This window comes from Ornithinimicrobium sp. CNJ-824, assembly GCF_001942405.1.
In the GTDB taxonomy this organism is placed as follows: Bacteria; Actinomycetota; Actinomycetes; order Actinomycetales; family Dermatophilaceae; genus Ornithinicoccus; species Ornithinicoccus kibberensis.
On the sequence record NZ_MKKA01000011.1, the window covers coordinates 352661 to 371048 of the forward strand.

The window sequence follows — 18388 nt, forward strand, 5'->3', positions numbered from 1 at the left end:
CAGACCACCGCGCCCGCGCACGAGCTGTCCGGCGAGACGCTCGTCTTCGTCGTGGACATCCTCGGCGCCTACTGAGGGCCATCCCCGCAGACCAGCAGCACCCCTACCAACGTCAGGAGAGCACCGCATGTCCGAGTCCCCCTTCGGCCAGGTCCGCAAGGCCAAGCCCGAGATCGACTTCCCCGGCGACACCCCGCCGGCCGAGCTGGTCGTCGAGGACATCGAGGTCGGCAAGGGCGCCGAGGCGACCGCCGGCTCGCAGATCTCGGCGCACTACGTCGGCGTGGCCTGGTCCACGGGCGAGGAGTTCGACGCCTCCTGGAACCGTGGCCAGCCGCTCGACTTCACCGTCGGTGTCGGCCAGGTCATCCAGGGCTGGGACCAGGGCCTGCTGGGGATGAAGGTCGGCGGCCGCCGCAAGATCGTCATCCCCCCGCACCTGGCTACGGCGACCGCGGCGCCGGCGGCGCGATCAAGGGCGGCGAGACCCTCATCTTCGTCGTCGACCTCGTCGACGTGCGCTGAGACCCGTCCGCGCACGCGGCGCCCCGTCGGTCCGACCGGCGGGGCGCCGCTGCGTCCGCCCGGCCGGCGTGTCGCGCACCGGCTGACCTTCCCGCCCGGCGTGTCGCGCACTGTGCTGATGCCGTTGCGGCGTGTCGCGTGCCAGGGCGCGGATCGTGCACAGAGCCGCCGCGGGAGAACGCCCCGGCAGCGCCCACCACCAGCCCTTCAGATCTTGGCCAGCCCCGGCCGCAGCAGGTGCAGGTTGAGCTCGCCCGAGAGCTGCTCGAGGGCCAGGATGCCCCGGACCGAGCTGCCGTGCCGGTCGAGGCGGGGGGAGTAGGCCGCGATGCCGCAGCGGCCCGGGACCGCCGCGATGATGCCGCCGGCGATGCCGCTCTTGCCCGGGAGCCCGACGTCGGTGACCCACTCGCCGGCGTCGTCGTACATGCCGCAGGTCATCATCACCGACAGCACCTGCCGGGCCGCGAGGGGGCTGAGCACCCGCTCGTCGGTGCCGGGGACGAGCCCGTCGTGCGCCAGGGTGGCCGCCATCCGGGCGAACTCCACGGTCGTCGCCTCGATCGCGCACTGCCGGGTGTAGCCCTCCACGACGTCGTGCGGGTCGCCGGGCAGCACGCCGAGGGCCTTGAGCAGGTGGGCGATCCCGAGGTTGCGGTGCGCGGCGGCCAGCTCCTGCTCGACGAGGTGCTCGTTGACGGCCAGGTCCCGGCCGGCCATCCGGGACAGCAGGTCGTGCAGCGCGCGGAAGCGTTCCTCCCCCGAGTCCCCGGGCAGCAGGGCGTGCACGGCGAGGCGCCGGCGTTGATCATCGGGTTGTCCGGGCGGTCGCCGGCCTCCAGCGAGATCCGGTTGAAGGCGTCGCCGGAGGGCTCGACGTCGACGTGCTCGAAGACCTCCTCCAGACCGACGGTGTCGATGGCCAGCCCGTAGGCGAACGCCTTCGACATCGACTGGATCGGGAAGGGCACGTCCGCGTCGCCCGCCCCGACGCGCTGGTCGTCGCTGTCCACGAGGGCCAGGGCCGTCAAGGACAGGTCGGCCTCGCGGTGCACCGGCAGCTCGTTCGGCTCACCGTCGTCCACCTCCCGGACGCGCTCGACGATCCGGTCCAGCAGGGCCTGCAGCTCGGGGGTGTCCACCGCGCCAGACTAGGGCTCGGAGGCCGTCCCCTCCGACGGGGGCCTGGGCCCGGGCACCCCGGCCGTGAGGCGGAGGTCCTCGACGAGCTCGCGCCACACCTGCTCGCAGGAGTCCCGGTCGTCGGCGGCGATCCACGCCGGGTCCACGGCGGCCCGCCCCAGGGCGGCGCCGAACCGGGCCCGGTAGCCGAGCAGCCGCGTGATCCCGACCTCCCGGCACCAGTGCTCGAACGCCTCCAGGAGGGCCCCCGGCCCGCTCAGCTCCTGGAGCACCTCGGCGGGAGCAACGGGTGGGGCCGCACCCAGCCGGCCGAGCCGCCACCGCGCCAGGGCCGAGCTCACGGTCGCGTCGCAGGGGCGCAGGGCGTCCTCCATGTCCAGGACCTGTGCCCTGAGGTCGGGATCCTGCTCGGGGAGGGCGTCGAGCTCGGCGGCCAACGCCCCCTGCAGGACCGACCGGCCCGCCGGCGTGAGGCACCATCCGCGCTCGTCCCCCAGGACGAGCTGCTCGGCCCAGCCCTCCTCGGCCGCCAGCCCGAGGTGGGCGAGAACGTCCTGCCGGGGCTCCTCGGCCCGTCGCACGACCCGTCCGACCTCGGCGAAACGGAGGACCGCGAGGGCGTGCAGCACGCCCAGCACGCCGGTCACGCGGACCCCAGGACGGCCGCCCTCCGCCCGGCCACGGCGGCGGCCACGAACGAGGCGGTGTCCTCCTCCAGGCCACGGCCCATCGTGGCCAGCGGGACCGGCGAGCCGTGCAACGCCTCGACCACGCCCTCGACGGCGACGTCCACCGGCCGGAGGTGGGGCGCGGCGTGCACGAGCTCTCCCACGGCCGCCCGCACGTCCGCCAGGCAGCCGTCGGTGGCGGCGTGCCCGGTGGTGCCGTGGGGGAGGGGCACCTCGCCGGGTGCGCCAGGACCCGTCCGTATGCCGTCGCGCTGTGGTGGGACAGGCCGCGGTGGCGGGGCCGCGGGTCGGCCTGGGAGACGCGGAGGGAGGCGACCGGACGGCCGCCCAGCACGGCGGCGGCGTTGAGGGCCTCCCCGGCCGAGACCCCGGAGAAGCCCCATCGGGTGCCCGTCCCCAGGTTGCCCGGTCCCTGGGTCACGACCACGAGGTCGGCCCCGACGACGTGGTGGGCGGCCAGGAGGGCGCTGTGCACGGTGACCGCCTCGAGGTCGCCGCCGTAGGCCTGCCCGGCGGTGACGACCGCCTCGAGCCAGCCCCGCTCGCGCAGCACGGCCACGGCCCGGGAGTAGGCGGCGGGCAGGGCGCCGCCGTCGGTCATGACGTAGACCACCCGAAGACCCTCGTCCTCCAGCCGGACCCCGGCCAGCACCGCCGGCAGCGCCGAGTGCAGGTCCGCGGCGAGCACCGGCATACCCCCGAGGTCGTCGCGTCCGCGAGACCCCCGTGGTGCGCGCCCTCGGGGTCGTCGACCCCCAGCACCATCGTCTGCAGCGGCGTGTAGCGCGCCTTGACCAGGTGGCCCGGCTCCTCCGCCTCCCGGGCGGGCCAGGCGTCGGGGCGGTCGGGCACGGCGACCACGAGCGCGAGCCCGCCGGTGCCCAGGGACCGGTCCAGGGCCGTGGTGTTGAGCAGCACCCGGTCGCCGGTCCGGGGGGTGCCCACCACGTCGGGGTAGGCCAGCGCCCGCAGGCTCTCCCCGTCGGAGGTGTCCACGTCCAGGAGCAGCACGCCCGGCCACCCCGGGCCGGTCGCCCGCACCACGCCCTGCCGCCACCGGATCACGCAGGCAGCCTAGTGGGCGACACCCACGGACCCGGACGCGCCGACGGGGACGCAGAACGCCGCCCCGCGGTCCCGGTGGGTGTTCGTACAGGTGTCGAGTAGCGTGTCCGCCATGGCGTCCCGCAGCACCCCGGCGAAGAAGGGGCCCAGCCCCGCCGCGGCCAAGACCGAACGGCTCCTCAACCTCGTCATCGCCCTGCTGTCCACCCGCCAGCCGTTGTCGCGGGCCCGGATCCGCCAGGCCGTGCCGGACTACGCCGCCGGCAGCGACGAGGCCTTCGAGCGGATGTTCGAGCGGGACAAGGACGAGCTGCGCGCCCTGGGCATCCCGCTGCGGACCGAGCCGATCGACCCGTTCTTCGACGACGAGCCCGGCTACCGGATCGACCAGCGGGAGTACGCCCTGCCGCAGATCGAGCTGGAGCCGGACGAGGTGGCCGTCCTGGGGCTGGCCAGCCGGATGTGGTCGCAGGCGTCGCTGGCGGGCCCGGCGGCCCAGGCGCTGCGCAAGCTGGACGCCGCCGGTCTCATGCGCGACGAGGCGTCGGTGGCCGGGCTCGAGCCCCTGCTGCACACCACCGAGCCGGCCTTCGACCCCGTCCGGGACGCCGTGCTCACCCGCACCGCCCTGGCCTTCGACTACCGCCGGGCGGGGGAGGCCGAACCGGTGACCCGGCACGTGCAGCCGTGGGGCCTGACGAGCTGGCACGGCCGCTGGTACCTCACCGGCCACGACGTCGACCGGGGCGCCTCCCGCGTCTTCCGCCTCGACCGGATCGTCGGGGCCCCCCGGCGCACCGGCCGGGCGGGGGCCTTCGAGGTGCCCGACGGGCACGACCCCCGGGCGATGATCCGGACGGCGTACGGCGACGACGCCGGCGAGCGGACCGAGGTGGTGCTGCGGGTGCGCGGGGGCAGCGCCTCCTCGCTGCGCCGGCGCGGCGAGGTCGAGCCGGGCGACGACGGCTGGGACGAGCTGCGCGTCCGCGTCTCCGGCACCGCCTCCCTGGTCCAGGAGGTCGCGGCCGCGGGACCCGACGTACGGGTCCTCTCGCCCGCGGAGGTCCGCGACCAGGTCGTCGAGGCGCTGCAGGCGGTGGCCGCGGCCCACGAGGGGGAGGAGTCCTGATGGTCACCTACGAGAGCGCCACCAGCCGGCTGGGCCGGCTGCTGACGATGGTGCCGTGGCTGCTCAACCGGCAGGGCATCGACCTGGCCGAGGCCGCCGACCAGCTGGGCACGAGCGTGGACCAGGTGGTCGATGACCTGCAGCTGCTCTTCGTGTGCGGGCTGCCCGGCCACTACCCGGACGACCTCATCGAGGCCTCGTGGGAGGACGGCCGGGTCCACGTGGCCAACGCCGACACCATCGCCCGTCCGCTCCGGCTGGGGCGCGACGAGGCCCTGGCGCTCATCGTGGCCCTGCGGGCCCTGGCCGACACGCCGGGCCTGACCGACCGCGACGCCATCGACCGCGCCCTGGCCAAGCTGGAGTCGGCGGCGGGCGACGCGGCCGCCTCCGCCGACCAGGTCCAGGTCAGCCTCGAGCAGCCGCTGCCGCCGGAGCTGGCCGACCGGCTGCGCCGGGCGATCGGCGGACGGCGACGCGTCCATCTGCGCTACACGGTGGCCAGCCGGGACGAGACGACCGAGCGCGACGTGGACCCGGTCCGGGTCGCCGCCGTCGACGGCCGGTGGTACCTCGAGGGCTGGTGCCACCGCGCCGGCGGCGTCCGGCTGTTCCGGCTCGACCGGGTGGAGGACCTGCAGGTCCTCGACGTCGACGGCACCCCGCCGCCGGACCTGCCCCTGCGCGACCTGGGGTCCGGCGTCTACCGGGCCGCGCCGGACGACCTGCGCGTGCACCTGGAGGTGGACCCCCGGGCCGCGTGGATCACCGAGACCCTCCCGGTCGAGGAGGTGCGCCGGCGCGACGACGGCGTGCTGGAGGTGGTCCTGCCGGTCGCCGACCCGGTCTGGCTGCACCGGCTGGTCCGGCGCGAGGCGGGGGCCGTCCGGGTGACGGCGCCGGCCGACGTCGTCGCGGACGTCGCGCGGGAGGCCCGCGAGGCCGTGGCCGGGCACCGGGGGACCACCCGGATAGACTGAGCACGACCGCGCCCGGCGCCGTGACCGCTCCCGGAAGGGGAACCCACCATGCGCATCCAGATCTGGCACATCGTCGTCCTCGTCATCGCCTTCGTCCTGCTCTTCGGCTGGAAGAACCTGCCCAACGTCTCCCGGAGCCTGGGGGAGTCGATGCGGGTCTTCAAGTCCGAGGTCGACCAGATGAAGGACGAGAACGAGGCCCGCAAGGGCCGCGGCCAGGACACGGCGCTGCCGGGGGGCGACGACGCCGACCGCCCCGCCGCGGGCACGTCCCGCGACGAGCCCGTCGACGACCGCTACCGCGACACGGCGCGCGAGGAGTACCGCCAGGCCCGTGAGGCCGAGCCGGACGTCGACGGTCGCGACGGCCGCGACCCGCGCGTCTGACCTCCCGGACCGAGGCGTCCCACCCGAGCGTGGCCCGCGGACGGCGGTCGACCAACCCCGAGGGACGGATGTCCCTCGGGGAGCACTTCCGTGAGCTGCGCAACCGGCTGCTGATCTCGACCCTCGCTGTCGTGGCCCTCAGCGTGGTCGGCTGGTACTGGTACCAGGACATCATCGACGTGGTGGCCGCCCCCGTGCAGCGGGTCGCCGAGGAGCGCGGCGACGAGCTGGTCACCCTCCGCTTCCAGAACATCACCGAGCCGTTCGCCACCCAGCTCAAGGTCGCGATCTTCAGCGGCATCCTGCTGGGCAGCCCGGTCTGGCTGTGGCAGGCCTGGGCCTTCCTCCTGCCCGGGCTGACCCGCCCGGAGAAGCGGATCGCGCTGGTCTACTTCTTCGTCAGCATCCCGCTGTTCCTCGCCGGCGCGGGCCTGGCGGCCTTCACCTTCCCCCGGCTCGTGGCCATCCTGCTCAGCTTCACGCCCGAGGGCGTGGCCAACATCCAGGGGATGTCGGAGTTCCTCTCCCTCGTGCTCTACTTCATGCTCGCCTTCGGGCTGGCGTTCCTGCTGCCCGTCGTGCTGGTGGCGCTCAACCAGATGCGCATCCTGTCGGCCCGGGCGATGCTGCGCAGCTGGCGGGTCACCCTCTTCGCCATCCTGGTCTTCTCGGCCTTCATGACCCCCGACCCCTCCGCGTGGACGATGCTGGCGATGGCCGCCCCGGTGTTCTTCCTCTTCTGGTGCGCCGTCGCCGTGGCCTTCCTCCTGGAGCGGCGCCGCCGTCGCCGCGGGGACGACCCGGCCGACAGGTACGCCCGGCTCTCGCCCGGCGAGGCCACCCCGCTCTCATGAGGTATGCCGTCGCGCACGGGCGGCGCTCGGGGCGCGGCGGGGCGGCGGCACTGGGGGCCGAGGCGGTCCGGCGGCTGCGGTCCGGCGGGCACGACGTGGTCGAGATCGCGGCGGGCACGCGCGAGGAGGCCGCCGACCGGTGCCGTGCCCAGGTGGAGGCGGGGGTCGACGTGCTCGTCGTCGCCGGCGGGGACGGCATCGTCAGCCTGGCTGCAGACCTGTGCGCCGGCACCTCCACCGCGGTCGGGATCCTGCCGGCCGGCACCGGCAACGACAATGCCCGCTCGCTCGGCCTCCCGCTCGGGACGGGGAAGGCCCTCGACGTTCTCACGTCCGGCCACCGGCGCACCGTCGACGTGCTCCACGTGGCCGAGCTGGACCGGCACGTGCTGGGTTCGGTCAACGCCGGGCTGGACGCCCGGATCGCCCACCGGGCCACGCTGCTGCCGCGCCAGCTGGGGGCGCTCACCTACACCGTGGCCGCCCTCGTAGAGATCGCCCGCCTGCCGCGCACCCCGCCGCTGCGCTACCGGCTGACCCTCGGTCCGGAAGGAGCCGGGCAGCAGGTCGAGCAGCTGGACGCCCTCGTGGTCGTCCCGGCCAACATGCCGTTCGTCGGCGGGGGGCTGCAGGTGGCTCCGGACGCCGACCCGGCCGACGGCCTGCTCGACCTGGTCGTCATCCGTCCTGTGGCCCCGGCCCGGGCCCTGGCCCTGCTGCGCGCGGTCCGCGCGGGACGGCATACCCGGCTGCCGGAGGTGGAGGTGCACCGCACCGCGCAGGTGCGGATCGAGGGGCCGGCCGACGTGCTCGCCCACGGGGACGGGGAGGCCCTCGGTCCGCTGCCGCTGACCGTGCGGGTGGTGCCGTCGGCCCTGCAGGTCGTCGTCCCCGGCCTGACATAGCCTGGGGCCATGTCCAGCCCCGCAGAGCGATACGCCCAGGCCCGCGTCCGCGCCGCCCGGCAGGCGACCGCGGCCGGCCGGTTCGCCGACGGCCTGGGCTTCCAGCTCGACGACTTCCAGGTCCGGGCCCTCGACGCCGTCCAGGAGGGGGACGGGGTCCTGGTGGCCGCACCGACCGGGGCCGGCAAGACGGTCGTGGGGGAGTTCGCGGTCTTCCTGGCGCTGGAGACCGGGCGCAAGGCGTTCTACACCACACCGATCAAGGCGCTGTCCAACCAGAAGTACCACGACCTCGTCGCCCGCCACGGCGTGGAGAACGTCGGCCTGCTCACAGGCGACTCCTCGATCAACGGGGAGGCCCCGGTCGTCGTCATGACCACCGAGGTGCTGCGCAACATGATGTACAGCTCCTCGCCCACCCTCACCGGCCTCGGCTACGTCGTCATGGACGAGGTGCACTACCTGGCCGACCGGTTCCGGGGAGCGGTCTGGGAGGAGGTCATCATCCACCTGCCCGAGTCCGTGCAGGTGGTCTCCTTGTCGGCGACCGTGAGCAATGCCGAGGAGTTCGGCGACTGGCTGCGCACCGTGCGCGGCAACACCGAGGTCATCGTGGCCGAGCACCGGCCCGTCCCGCTCTGGCAGCACATGATGGTCGGCACCCAGATGTTCGACCTGTTCGTCACCGACGGTGGGGCGGAGGGCAGCACCCGGGTCAACCCTGCCCTGCTGCAGCGGATCGAGCAGGCCGAGCGGGCCACGGGGTGGACACGGGAGGACGCGGGCGGACCCCGCGGGCGGCGGGGGGCGGTCCGGGGCCGGTATGCCGACCACCGCGGGCGCGACGACCGGCGCGGGGGCAGGGGCGGGCGCGGGCGCGCCGACCGGTCCGACCGGGGCCGCCGCCCCGACGACGTCGTGCCGCTGGCCGACCGGGGGGCCCTGCCCGGCGGCGTGGCCAGCCGTGCCCAGGTGGTCGACCGGCTGGACCGGGAGGGCCTGCTGCCGGCGATCACTTTCATCTTCAGCCGGGCCGGGTGCGACGCCGCCGTCGGCCAGCTGCTGGGCCGCGGGATGCGCCTGGTCCCCGAGGAGGAGGGCCGGCGGATCCGCGAGCTGGTCGCCGAGCGGATCGCCGAGGTGGACCCCGCGGACCTGGGGGTGCTGGGCTACCACGACTTCGTCGAGGGCCTCGCCCGCGGGTTCGCCGCGCACCACGCGGGGATGCTGCCGCTGTTCCGGGAGATCGTCGAGGAGCTGTTCACCGCCGGACGGGTCCGGGCCGTCTTCGCCACCGAGACCCTGGCGCTGGGGATCAACATGCCGGCCCGCAGCGTCGTGCTGGAGAAGCTGGTCAAGTTCAACGGCGAGACGCACGCGCCGGTCACCCCGGCCGAGTACACCCAGCTCACCGGGCGCGCCGGCCGACGGGGCATCGACGTCGAGGGCCACGCCGTCGTGCTCTGGCGGCGGGGGGTGGACCCGGTCGAGGTGGCCGGCCTCGCCTCGACGCGCACCTACCCCCTGCGCAGCTCCTTCCGGCCCAGCTCCAACATGGCGGTCAACCTCGTGGCCCAGTACGGCCGCCCGGCCGCCCACGAGCTGCTCCAGAGCAGCTTCGCGCAGTTCCAGGCCGACCGGTCGGTCGTGGGGCTGACCCGGCGGCTGAAGGAGAACCAGGAGGCGCTCGACGGCTACGAGGAGGCGATGGCCTGCGAGCGCGGCGACTTCCGGGAGTACGGCCGGCTGCGGCACGAGCTCAGCGAGCTGGAGAAGAAGCAGGCCCGCCGCCGCCAGGCGTCCCGGCGGGCCGACATCGCCGTCGCGCTCGACGAGCTGGGCGTGGGGGACGTCGTCCGGCTGGAGGGTTCCCGCAAGGGCACCATGGCGGTCGTGCTGCCCACCTCGCGGGCCAAGGCACGGGCGAGCCGACCGCGCTGACCTCCAACGGCAGCCTGCACACCCTCACCGTGGCCGGCTTCCGCGACGTGCCCGACGTCATCGGCACGCTCAAGGTGCCGTCCTCTTTCACGCCCGCAGCCCGAAGGCACGCAAGGACCTGGCGTCCGCCCTGCGCGAGAAGGTCAGCGAGCCGCTGCCCGGGCGGAGCGGGCGGGGCGGCGGCTCCCGGGGCGACGGGGGCGACGACGGCGACGCACCGGCATACCGCTCCTCGCTGGAGACGCGCGTGGACGAGCTGCGGGCGCAGCTGCGGGCCCACCCCTCCCACACCTGCCCCGACCGGGAGGAGCACGCCCGGTGGGCCGCGCGGTGGTGGCAGCTGCGCCGCGAGACCGACGACCTGCAGCGCAGGGTGTCGGAGCGGACCAACACCGTCGCCAAGACCTTCGAGCGGATCTGCGACCTGCTCTCGACCCTGGGCTACCTGACGCCGGACGGGCTGGCGGTCACCGAGGAGGGCCAGCGCCTGCGGCGGATCTACACCGAGCTCGACCTGGTCGTCGCCGAGGCCCTGCGCCGCGGCAGCTGGCAGCGGCTGTCCGGGGCGGACCTGGCGGCGGTGGTCTCCGCGCTCGTGCACGAGGCGCGGGGCGACGACGTGGGCGAGGCCCGGATGCCGGGGGTCGAGGTCGAGGAGGCCCTGGGGGAGATCGGCGCTATCTGGCGCGAGGTGAGCACCCTCAAGGTGGAGCACCGGCTCGAGCCGGACCGCGAGCCCGACCCGGGCATCGCCTGGATGGTCCACCGGTGGGCCTCCGGCCGCGGTCTGGAGGAGGTGCTGCGCGACGGCACCCTGTCGGCCGGCGACTTCGTCCGCCGGTGCAAGCAGGTCGTCGACCTGCTCGGCCAGATCGCCCAGGCCGCCGACCCGCCCGTCGCCCGCACGGCCCGGCGCGCCTCCAGCGCGGTCCTGCGCGGCGTGGTCGCCGCCGACCGGCTCGACTGACCCCGACCACCCGACCCGAGGAGAACCCCGTGACCGAGATCGTCGTCTGCTCCCCGCTGCGCACCCCCGTCGGCGGCTTCCTGGGCTCGCTGGCCGATCTCTCCGCCGCCGACCTGGGCACCCAGCTGCTCACCGCCCTGCTCGAGCGCACCGGCCTGCAGGACGGCGACGTCGACGACGTGGTCGTCGGCAACGCCAACCCCTCCGGCGAGATCCCCGCCCTGGGCCGGATCCTGGCGCTGAACGCCGGGCTCGACTCCGCGCCCGGCATGCAGCTGGACCGCCGCTGCGGCTCCGGCCTGCAGGCGGTGCTCACCGCGGCCGCGCACGTCGCCTCGGGAGGGGCCCGGCTCATCGTCGCCGGGGGAGCGGAGTCGATGAGCCAGGTCGAGCACTACGCGCTGCTGCGCCAGGGGGTCAAGGGCGCCGGGGTCGAGCTGGCCGACCGGCTCGCCCGGGCACGCTCCACCGCCGGCGGCGAGCGGCACCCGATCCCCGGCGGCATGATCGAGACGGCGGAGAACCTGCGGCGCGAGTACGCCATCTCCCGGGAGGCCCAGGACGAGTACGCCGTGCGTTCCCAGCGGCTCGCCGCGGCGGCGCAGGCGGAGGGACGCTTCGCCGAGGAGATGGTCCCCGTCGAGGTGACCACCCGCAAGGGCACGACCGTGGTGGACGCGGACGAGCACATCCGCCCCGGCACCACCCTCGAGGTGCTCTCCGGGCTCCGGCCGATCATGGGCCGGCAGGACGACCAGGCCACCGTGACCGCCGGGAACGCCAGCGGCCAGAACGACGCCGCCGCCCTGTGCGTGGTCACCACCCGGGAGCACGCCGAGGCCACGGGCCTGACCCCGGTGCTGGCGCTGCGCTCCTGGGCCGTGGCCGGGGTCGCCCCCGAGACGATGGGCATCGGTCCGGTCCCCGCCTCGGCGGCCGCCCTGGAACGGGCCGGGCTGACCCTCGACGACATGGACCTCATCGAGCTCAACGAGGCCTTCGCCGCGCAGGTGCTCGCCGTGCTCACGGAGTGGGGGATGAGCGACCCCTCGGCCTGGGACCGGCTCAACCCCAACGGGTCGGGCATCTCCCTGGGCCACCCGGTGGGGGCCACCGGTGCCCGCATCCTGGCGACCCTGGCCCAGGAGCTGCACCGGCGCGACGGCCGCTACGCCCTGGAGACCATGTGCATCGGCGGTGGTCAGGGGCTGGCCGCGGTGTTCGAACGGGTGGTGTGAACGGCCGGCCGGCTCAGGAGGGCCGCAGCTCCAGCGCCTTGAGCAGCCGACCCACGGGGCTGCCGAGGTCGTAGGCCTCGACCAGCTGCTGCAGGGTCTCCGGGTCGGCCAGCTCGCGGGGCACGGTGAGCGGGACGTCCGGCAGCGGCGCGTCGGGCGCGACGGTGACGACGAGGGGTGCGGCGTCGAGGTAGTCCGAGGCGGCCTCCAGGTTGGCCCGGCGGGCGCCCTTCAGCGCCGGGTCGCCGTCGGCCACCGCCTGCCGCAGGGCGGCCAACGAGCCGTAGGTGCGGATGAGCTGGGCGGCCGTCTTGTCGCCGATCCCCTTCACGCCCGGGAGCCCGTCGCTGGTGTCCCCGCGCAGCATCGCCATCTCGGCGTAGGCCGTGCCGGTGGGCACCCCGTAGCGCTCCTGCAGGTCGGCCTGGCGCACCACCTCCGCGTCGCGGACCCCGCCGCGGGCGGTGTAGACGACGCTGACGTCGGCCTCGTCGTCGACCAGCTGGAACAGGTCCCGGTCGCCGGTGACGACCGAGACCGGCATCCGGCCCCGGTGTCGCGCGGTGAGGGTGCCGATGACGTCGTCGGCCTCGTAGCCGGGGGAGCCCAGCACCGGGATGCCGAACGACTCCAGGGCGCGCCGCAGGACCGGCACCTGGACCTCCAGCTCAGGTGGAGCCTCCTCCTTCTCCTGCGAACCCTCGACCAGCCGGTGAGCCTTGTAGGTGGGGATGGCCTCGACCCGGAACGCCGGCCGCCAGTCGTCGTCCCAGCAGGCCACCAGGTGGGTCGGTCGGAACCGGGTGACGAGCGTGGCGACCATGTCGAGCAGCCCACGGGTGGCGTTGGTCGGCGTCCCGTCCGGGGCGGACCGCAGGTCCTTGACCCCGAAGAAGGCGCGGAAGTAGAGGCTCGCGGTGTCGAGAAGCAGAAGCCGGCCCGGGGCGCTGTCGTCCATGAGGCCCAACCCTAGGGCTGCTAGCGTGCCGACGTGCCGCGCCCCGTCCCCCTCCTGCTGCCCTGGGCCGCCGTGGTGGTCACCCTGGCCACGGCCGGGCTGCTGCTGCTCGGTCCGCTGTGGGACACCGCCGAAGGGGAGAACCCGCTGACCCGGCCCGACCCCGCCCTGGCCGACGTGCTCCGGCTGGCGCTGCCGACGGTGCTGGTCGCCCTTGCCGTCGCCGTCGCGCTGCTCCTGCCTCGTCGCCGGGCGGGGGCGGGCGTCGTGCTCCTGGTGCTGGCCGTCGCGGTGCTGCTCGCCCCGTCGCCGCTGCCGGTGTGGTTCGCTCCCGCGCTGCTGCTGACCGCCGTGGGGTATGCGGTGTCCCTCCGGGCGGGTGCGCCTGCCCACTAGGGTGGCGCCATGGAAGCCCTCGACCGGAACATCGTCCAGGTCCTCGCCCTGGACGGCCGGATCTCCTTCGCCGACCTGGGCCGGCAGGTGGGGCTGTCGACCTCCGCGGTGCACCAGCGGGTCAAGCGGCTCGAGGAGCGGGGGATCATCAAGGGCTACCGGGCCGTGGTCGACTACACCGCGGTGGGCCTGCCCCTGACGGCCCTGATGTCGGTCACCCCGTTCGACCCGGCGGCCGACGACGACATCCCCGAGCGGCTCGCGGACATCGACGAGATCGTGGCCTGCTGGTCGGTGGCCGGGGACGAGAACTACATCCTGCTGATCCGGGTGCAGCGGCCGCAGGAGCTGGAGGAGCTGCTCGCGCGGATCCGTCAGCAGGGGTCGTGCTCGACGAACACCACGATCGTGCTCTCCACCCCGTGGGAGGACCGGCTGGGGCGGCTTCCTGAGAACCCGGTCGGCTGAGCCCCTCGTCGCGGATGGACCACGTCCCGGCCGGTGCCCGGCCCCGCTCCCTGGCCGCCGCCTGGACCCTCGCCCTGACGCTCGGCCTGCTGGCCCTGGCCGCCACCCTCCTGGGCAACCAGCTGATCGTCACGCGGTTCGCCGACGCGGTGCGCCCCGACGACCTGCTCTTCGAGCTGCTGCCCTACGTCCGACCGGCCCGGTGGCTCACGCTGGCCACCCTCGTGGTGGGGTTCGGTGCCTTCCTGGGGGACCTGGTGCGCTCCGGCCGCACCGCCCTGCTGCCCGCGGTCGGGGCGGTGTTCGCCGTGATGTACCTGCTGCGGGCCGGGATCATGGTGCTCACGCCGTTGGCCCCGGCGCAGGGGGAGGGCCCGTTCCTGTTCTCCCCCCAGCAGTACGGCATGTTCCCCTCCGGGCACGTGGCCGCCCTGACGCTGCTGGCCATGCTCACCCCGGCCGACCGGCCGCGCCTGCGCACCCTGCAGCGCGTGCTGGTGGCCGTCATGGCGGCCGCGCTCGTGCTGGCCCACGGCCACTACTCCATCGACGTCGTCGGCGGCCTGCTGCTGGCCTTCTTCGTCGTCCGCGCGTGGGGGTCGGGCCCCGTCCTGGGGCCGGTCGCGCGCGTCACCGGCCCCGGGACCGTCGCGCACCGTAGGCTCGGGACGGGCCGGGCACCGGACGGGTGCGACGGCCCCTAGGAGGCACGATGTTCCTGCGCGGACGCCGACTCGTCCCGGGCCGACGGGACGCCCGTCCGGTGCCCGCGCTGCCGGCCCTGCGGCGGGTGGTGCCCCACTTGATGCCGACCCGCCTGGAGTCGACCGTCTACTACCGCCAGCACCTGGACGTCGACCGCCTGACGGCCTGGCTGGAGGAGGTCAACGCCGGGCGGGCACCGGAGGACCGGATCCGCTTCTTCCACGTCTTCCTCACCGCGTGGGCCCGGCTGTTCCGGCTCCGGCCCGAGCTCAACCGGTTCGTCTCCGCCCGCCGGACCTACGAGCACCGGGACATCACCTTCGCCTTCACGGTCAAGCAGGAGATGAACGACGAGGCCGAGGAGGTGCAGGCCCTCATCCCGTTCACCGGCACCGAGACGGTCGAGGAGGTGCGCGCCCGCGTCGACGAGGTCCTGCACCGCGCCCGCACCGGCGGGCGCACCGGCAACGACCGCCTCGTGGAGACCCTCGTCCGCCTGCCCCGACCGGTGGTCGCCGGGGTGGCCAGGACCATCTGGGCCCTGGACGCGGTCAACCTGCTGCCACGCGCCCTCGAGGACGCGCTCCCGGTCTACGCCAGCTCCTACCTGGTCAACCTCGGGTCGCTGCACGCGGAGGCGCCGTTCCACCACCTCTACCAGCGGGGGACCGCCAGCATCTTCGTCTCCATCGGCACGATCCGGCCCGAGCCGGTCGTCGACGACGCCGGGGCGGTCGTGGCGCGCCGCCGGGTGGACGTGGTCTACACCATCGACGAACGCGCCACCGACGGGTTCTACCTGGTGCACAGCTCCCAGGTCCTGCAGGCGATGGTCGACGACCCGGACTCCCTGACGCGGCCGCCCGACGACGGGCCGGCGGGCACGCCGGGCGCGACCTGAGCGCACGCGGCATACCCTGGGCGTCGTGGGACGCAGGAGGACGAGGGCGGGCACGCCCGCGACGGTGGCCCTGGAACGGGCGGGCGTGGCCTTCGAGGTGCGCGCCTACGAGCACGACCCGGGGGCGGAGAGCTACGGCCTCGAGGCGGCCGCTGCGCTGGGGGTGGATCCGGCACGGGTGCTCAAGACGCTGCTCGTGGAGGCCGACGGCGGGTTGGCGGTCGGGATCGTGCCGGTCGACACCCTGCTGGACCTCAAGGCGCTGGCCGCGGCGCTGGGGGTCAAGCGGGCCGTCATGGCCCAGCCGGCCGACGCGGAGCGGGCGACCGGCTACGTGGTCGGGGGGATCAGCCCCATCGGCCAGCGGCGCCGGCTGCCGACCGTGCTGGACTCCTCGGCCCTGGAGCACCCCACCGTCCTGGTCAGCGGCGGCCGGCGCGGCCTGGACCTGGAGCTCTCGCCCCAGGACCTGCTGGCCCTCGTCGACGGCAGCACCGCCCCGGTCGCCCGCCGGGGCTGACCGGCCTCGGCGTCGGTCGCTCAGACCAGCTGGTCCACCGACGCCTGCCGGGACGCCGCCGCCTGCCGGGCCGGCGCGTCGGCGTCCGCCGCGGCGGTCTCCGCGGAGTGCTGGCGCCACCACTCCTGGCCGCTGGGCGGCAGGGTGTCGATCGGGTCGTAGTAGACGTACTCGGCGCTGGTGACGTCGACGTCCTCGCCCTCGATCGAGGTGCGGTAGTTCTTGCGCCAGTAGGAGATGCCGCGCTCGGTGTCGTAGGTGTCGACCTGGTGGACCCAACGCTTGCCGACGAACGGCACGTCGCAGACGATCCGGGGGGTGGCGAACCCGGGCAGGTAGCCCAGGATCGAGTGCTGCAGGTGCTGGGCCTGGGCGAGCGAGACCCGCCAGTGCTCGGCGTGGGGGATCATGTCGCACATGTAGAAGTAGTACGGCGTGATGTTGGCGTCGTCGGACAGCGCGAAGCACAGGTCGAGGAGCTGCTCGCTGGTGTCGTTGACCCCGCGCATGAGCACGCCCTGGTTGCGCACGTCGCGCACCCCCGCGTCGAGCATCGTCCGGGACGCCTGCGCCACCGCCGGCGTGACCGACTGGGCGGCGTTGACGTGGGTGTGGATGGCCAGGCCGACCCCGCGCTCCCGGGCCTTGTGGGCGACGCGGCCCACGCCCTCGACGACGTCGGGGGCCAGCCAGTGCTGCGGCATCCCCATGAGGGCCTTGGTCGCCAGCCGGATGTCGCGGATGCTGTCGATCTCGAGCAGCTGGTCGAGCCAGGCCTCCAGGTTCTTCCATGGCATGTTGGCCACGTCGCCGCCGGAGACGACGACGTCCCGGACCCCGGGGTTGGTGCGCAGGTAGTCGAGCATGGCGGTGTGCCGGTCGACCGGCTTGCCGGCGAGCTTGAGCTTGGTGACGGTCGGGGTGGAGTTGCCCACGAGGTCCATCCGCGTGCAGTGGCCGCAGTACTGGGGGCAGGTCGGCAGCATCTCGGCCAGCACCTTGGTGGGGTAGCGGTGGGTGAGCCCCTCGGCCACCCACATGTCGTGCTCGTGCAGCGAGTCGCGGGCCGCGTGCGGGTGGGAGGGCCAGTCGGTGCGGCGGTCGGAGAAGACCGGCAGCATGTAGCGGCGCACGGAGTCGGCGTAGAACGCGGCCGTGTACTCCTCGCCGGCCGACGGCATCCGCCCGTCCGCCCACGTCTGCTCGCTGACCATCGTGTTGAGCATCTGGGGCGTGACCAGCATCGACATGGTGGCACGCTCGGCCTGGTCGCGCTCCAGGTCGGCGTAGAAGTCGTCGGTCAGCAGGTCGCTCATGACGGCGCGCAGCTGCCGGATGTTCTTCACGCAGCTGACCCGCTGCCACTGCACGTCCGCCCACTGCTCGGGGGTGATGTCCTTCCACCCCGGCAGGCGGGTCCAGTCGGGCTCGACCAGCTCACGGCGCCGGTAGGAGTACGGCTGCTCGATCTCGATGCTCATGCCGTGGCATGCTACGGGAGAACGTCCTGCCGATGGAAGAAGACGCGGGAAGATTTCTTGTCAGATGGTGATTTGGGAGGACAGATGACGGTCACGACCGGGTACTCGCCGTTCGGGCTGCACCGGGTGCTCGAGCCCTCGGGGGACGCGGTGACCCTCCCGCAGGCGGCCTACCGGCTCGACGCCTCCCCGCAGCTGGCCCCCGACGAGGTGCGGGTGGACGTGGAGGTCCTCAACCTCGACGCGGCCTCCTACCGCCAGCTGCGGGAGAAGCACACCGGCCCGACGGGGCACGTGCACGGGCACGGCATCCGCAGCGACGTCCTGGAGATCGTCGAGGACCGCGGCAAGATGCAGAACCCGGTCACCGGGTCCGGCGGCATGCTGATCGGGACCGTCGCCGAGGTCGGGCCCGAGAGCCCCCTGGGCCTGGCCGTGGGCGACCGGATCGCCACGCTGGTCTCGCTGTCCCTCACGCCGCTCGTCATCACCGACCGGCTGACCCGCTGGGACGGGATGTCGGAGCGCGTGCCCACCTCCGGGCACGCCATCCTCTTCGGCCGCTCGATCGCGGCCCGGCTGCCCGAGGACCTCGAGCCGGACCTCGCGCTCATGGTGATGGACGTCTGCGGCGCCCCCGCCCTCGTGCAGAAGGTCGTGCGGGGGTATGCCGAGCGGGGGGCGGCCCCCACCGTCGCCGTGCTCGGCGGCGCGGGCAAGTCCGGCTCCCTGTCCCTCGCGGCCGCCCGGGAGGCAGGCGCCGGCCGCCGCATCGCCGTGGTGCCGACGGAGGCCGAGGCCGGGCTGCTGCGGGGGACCGACCTGGCCGACGAGGTCGTCGTCGCCGACGCCGCTCGCCGATCGCCCTGGAGCGCGGGGTGCGGGCGGCGGGCGGCCCGGCCGACGTGACGGTCGTGTGCGTCGACGTCCCCGGGTGCGAGCAGCCGGCGATCATGGCCACCGCCCAGGGCGGCACGGTCGTCTACTTCTCCATGGCCACGTCCTTCGCCGCGGCGGCCCTGGGGGCCGAGGGCCTGGCGGCCGACGTGACGATGCTCGTCGGCAACGGCTACACGCCCGGGCACGCCGAGCTGGCCCTGTCCCTGCTCCGCGGCGACGACACGGTGCGTCGCCTG

Annotated in this window: 18 protein-coding genes and 3 pseudogenes; 15 read left to right on the forward strand and 6 right to left on the reverse strand. The window is 74.5% G+C overall.

What is annotated here, in order from left to right:
* Window positions 1-127: 127 nt before the first annotated feature.
* A pseudogene (locus BJF81_RS06065) lies at window positions 128-525 on the forward strand (FKBP-type peptidyl-prolyl cis-trans isomerase).
* Window positions 526-732: 207 nt separating this feature from the next.
* On the opposite strand, the pseudogene glsA reads toward BJF81_RS06065, so the two are convergent.
* The 4 genes and pseudogenes from glsA to BJF81_RS21400 form a co-directional block, all read right to left on the reverse strand.
* Window positions 733-1667: pseudogene (gene glsA, locus BJF81_RS21395) on the reverse strand (glutaminase A).
* A 9-nt stretch (window positions 1668-1676) separates the two neighbouring features.
* Window positions 1677-2315 carry a hypothetical protein gene (locus BJF81_RS06080; RefSeq protein WP_075957532.1) on the reverse strand — a complete coding sequence of 213 codons (639 nt, stop codon included), beginning with the start codon at window positions 2313-2315 and terminating at the stop codon, window positions 1677-1679.
* Entirely contained in the window at window positions 2312-2569 is a 258-nt protein-coding gene (locus BJF81_RS20875; protein WP_342447082.1) for a hypothetical protein, read from the reverse strand. The genes BJF81_RS06080 and BJF81_RS20875 overlap by 4 nt, the downstream gene beginning before the upstream one ends.
* Window positions 2570-2613: 44 nt before the next feature.
* Window positions 2614-3422: pseudogene (locus BJF81_RS21400) on the reverse strand (DUF3866 family protein); the annotation flags it as partial.
* Window positions 3423-3534: 112 nt separating this feature from the next.
* Here BJF81_RS21400 and BJF81_RS06090 point away from each other — a divergent pair.
* From BJF81_RS06090 to BJF81_RS06120, 8 genes are all read left to right on the forward strand, one after another.
* The gene (locus tag BJF81_RS06090) at window positions 3535-4551 is read left to right on the forward strand and encodes a helix-turn-helix transcriptional regulator (protein ID WP_075957533.1); all 1017 of its coding nucleotides are present in this window, start codon (window positions 3535-3537) and stop codon (window positions 4549-4551) included.
* Window positions 4551-5531, forward strand: coding sequence for a helix-turn-helix transcriptional regulator (locus tag BJF81_RS06095; RefSeq protein ID WP_075957534.1), 981 nt, complete (start codon window positions 4551-4553; stop codon window positions 5529-5531). Before BJF81_RS06090 ends, BJF81_RS06095 begins: the two co-directional genes overlap by 1 nt.
* Window positions 5532-5579: 48 nt before the next feature.
* Window positions 5580-5918, forward strand: a complete 339-nt coding sequence (locus BJF81_RS06100) for a Sec-independent protein translocase subunit TatA (RefSeq protein WP_075957535.1) — start codon at window positions 5580-5582, stop codon at window positions 5916-5918.
* Window positions 5919-5947: 29 nt separating this feature from the next.
* Window positions 5948-6772 carry a twin-arginine translocase subunit TatC gene (gene tatC / locus BJF81_RS06105; RefSeq protein WP_237770055.1) on the forward strand — a complete coding sequence of 275 codons (825 nt, stop codon included), beginning with the start codon at window positions 5948-5950 and terminating at the stop codon, window positions 6770-6772.
* Complete coding sequence (locus BJF81_RS06110; protein ID WP_075957537.1) at window positions 6769-7677, forward strand: diacylglycerol/lipid kinase family protein; 909 nt, start codon at window positions 6769-6771, stop codon at window positions 7675-7677. The genes tatC and BJF81_RS06110 overlap by 4 nt, the downstream gene beginning before the upstream one ends.
* A gap of 9 nt (window positions 7678-7686) precedes the next feature.
* Complete coding sequence (locus BJF81_RS06115) at window positions 7687-9618, forward strand: DEAD/DEAH box helicase (protein ID WP_143780690.1); 1932 nt, start codon at window positions 7687-7689, stop codon at window positions 9616-9618.
* A 247-nt stretch (window positions 9619-9865) separates the two neighbouring features.
* Window positions 9866-10585, forward strand: a complete 720-nt coding sequence (locus tag BJF81_RS21405) for a hypothetical protein (protein WP_158068621.1) — start codon at window positions 9866-9868, stop codon at window positions 10583-10585.
* 29 nt (window positions 10586-10614) lie between these two features.
* Entirely contained in the window at window positions 10615-11823 is a 1209-nt protein-coding gene (locus tag BJF81_RS06120) for an acetyl-CoA C-acetyltransferase (protein WP_075957538.1), read from the forward strand.
* 13 nt (window positions 11824-11836) lie between these two features.
* Here the strand turns inward: BJF81_RS06120 and BJF81_RS06125 are convergent, their stop codons facing one another.
* Entirely contained in the window at window positions 11837-12781 is a 945-nt protein-coding gene (locus tag BJF81_RS06125; RefSeq protein ID WP_075957539.1) for a 5'-3' exonuclease, read from the reverse strand.
* A gap of 33 nt (window positions 12782-12814) precedes the next feature.
* Here BJF81_RS06125 and BJF81_RS06130 point away from each other — a divergent pair, with 33 nt between their 5' ends.
* The 5 genes from BJF81_RS06130 to ybaK are packed head-to-tail and all read left to right on the forward strand — an operon-like array spanning window position 12815 to window position 15771.
* A complete protein-coding gene (locus BJF81_RS06130) occupies window positions 12815-13177 on the forward strand; it encodes a hypothetical protein (RefSeq protein ID WP_075957540.1) in 363 nt (120 codons plus the stop codon).
* A 9-nt stretch (window positions 13178-13186) separates the two neighbouring features.
* Window positions 13187-13645 (forward strand): Lrp/AsnC family transcriptional regulator, encoded by a 459-nt coding sequence (locus tag BJF81_RS06135; protein ID WP_075957541.1) that lies wholly within the window; start codon window positions 13187-13189, stop codon window positions 13643-13645.
* A gap of 14 nt (window positions 13646-13659) precedes the next feature.
* A complete protein-coding gene (locus tag BJF81_RS06140; protein WP_075957542.1) occupies window positions 13660-14349 on the forward strand; it encodes a phosphatase PAP2-related protein in 690 nt (229 codons plus the stop codon).
* Window positions 14350-14357: 8 nt separating this feature from the next.
* Complete coding sequence (locus BJF81_RS06145) at window positions 14358-15251, forward strand: hypothetical protein (RefSeq protein WP_075957543.1); 894 nt, start codon at window positions 14358-14360, stop codon at window positions 15249-15251.
* Window positions 15252-15276: 25 nt separating this feature from the next.
* Window positions 15277-15771 carry a Cys-tRNA(Pro) deacylase gene (ybaK, locus tag BJF81_RS06150; RefSeq protein WP_075957544.1) on the forward strand — a complete coding sequence of 165 codons (495 nt, stop codon included), beginning with the start codon at window positions 15277-15279 and terminating at the stop codon, window positions 15769-15771.
* A 20-nt stretch (window positions 15772-15791) separates the two neighbouring features.
* Here the strand turns inward: ybaK and BJF81_RS06155 are convergent, their stop codons facing one another.
* On the reverse strand, window positions 15792-17252 hold the full coding sequence (locus BJF81_RS06155) for a KamA family radical SAM protein (RefSeq protein ID WP_075957545.1): 1461 nt from the start codon (window positions 17250-17252) through the stop codon (window positions 15792-15794).
* Between the two features lie 84 nt (window positions 17253-17336).
* Here BJF81_RS06155 and kdd point away from each other — a divergent pair, with 84 nt between their 5' ends.
* Window positions 17337-18161: an L-erythro-3,5-diaminohexanoate dehydrogenase gene (gene kdd / locus BJF81_RS06160; RefSeq protein ID WP_237770056.1), complete on the forward strand. Its 825-nt coding sequence runs from the start codon at window positions 17337-17339 to the stop codon at window positions 18159-18161.
* Window positions 18162-18388 lie beyond the last annotated feature (227 nt).

Excerpts from the sequence above, each read along its gene's own strand:
- BJF81_RS06100 (WP_075957535.1), top strand. The coding sequence starts at position 5,580 with ATGCGCATCCAGATCTGGCACATCGTCGTCCTCGTCATCGCCTTCGTC.
- BJF81_RS06155 (WP_075957545.1), bottom strand. The coding sequence starts at position 17,252 with ATGAGCATCGAGATCGAGCAGCCGTACTCCTACCGGCGCCGTGAGCTG.
- BJF81_RS06140 (WP_075957542.1), top strand. The coding sequence starts at position 13,660 with ATGGACCACGTCCCGGCCGGTGCCCGGCCCCGCTCCCTGGCCGCCGCC.
- kdd (WP_237770056.1), top strand. The coding sequence starts at position 17,337 with ATGACGGTCACGACCGGGTACTCGCCGTTCGGGCTGCACCGGGTGCTC.
- BJF81_RS06090 (WP_075957533.1), top strand. The coding sequence starts at position 3,535 with ATGGCGTCCCGCAGCACCCCGGCGAAGAAGGGGCCCAGCCCCGCCGCG.
- BJF81_RS06135 (WP_075957541.1), top strand. The coding sequence starts at position 13,187 with ATGGAAGCCCTCGACCGGAACATCGTCCAGGTCCTCGCCCTGGACGGC.
- BJF81_RS06095 (WP_075957534.1), top strand. The coding sequence starts at position 4,551 with ATGGTCACCTACGAGAGCGCCACCAGCCGGCTGGGCCGGCTGCTGACG.
- BJF81_RS06125 (WP_075957539.1), bottom strand. The coding sequence starts at position 12,781 with ATGGACGACAGCGCCCCGGGCCGGCTTCTGCTTCTCGACACCGCGAGC.
- BJF81_RS06110 (WP_075957537.1), top strand. The coding sequence starts at position 6,769 with ATGAGGTATGCCGTCGCGCACGGGCGGCGCTCGGGGCGCGGCGGGGCG.
- BJF81_RS06145 (WP_075957543.1), top strand. The coding sequence starts at position 14,358 with ATGTTCCTGCGCGGACGCCGACTCGTCCCGGGCCGACGGGACGCCCGT.
- BJF81_RS06115 (WP_143780690.1), top strand. The coding sequence starts at position 7,687 with ATGTCCAGCCCCGCAGAGCGATACGCCCAGGCCCGCGTCCGCGCCGCC.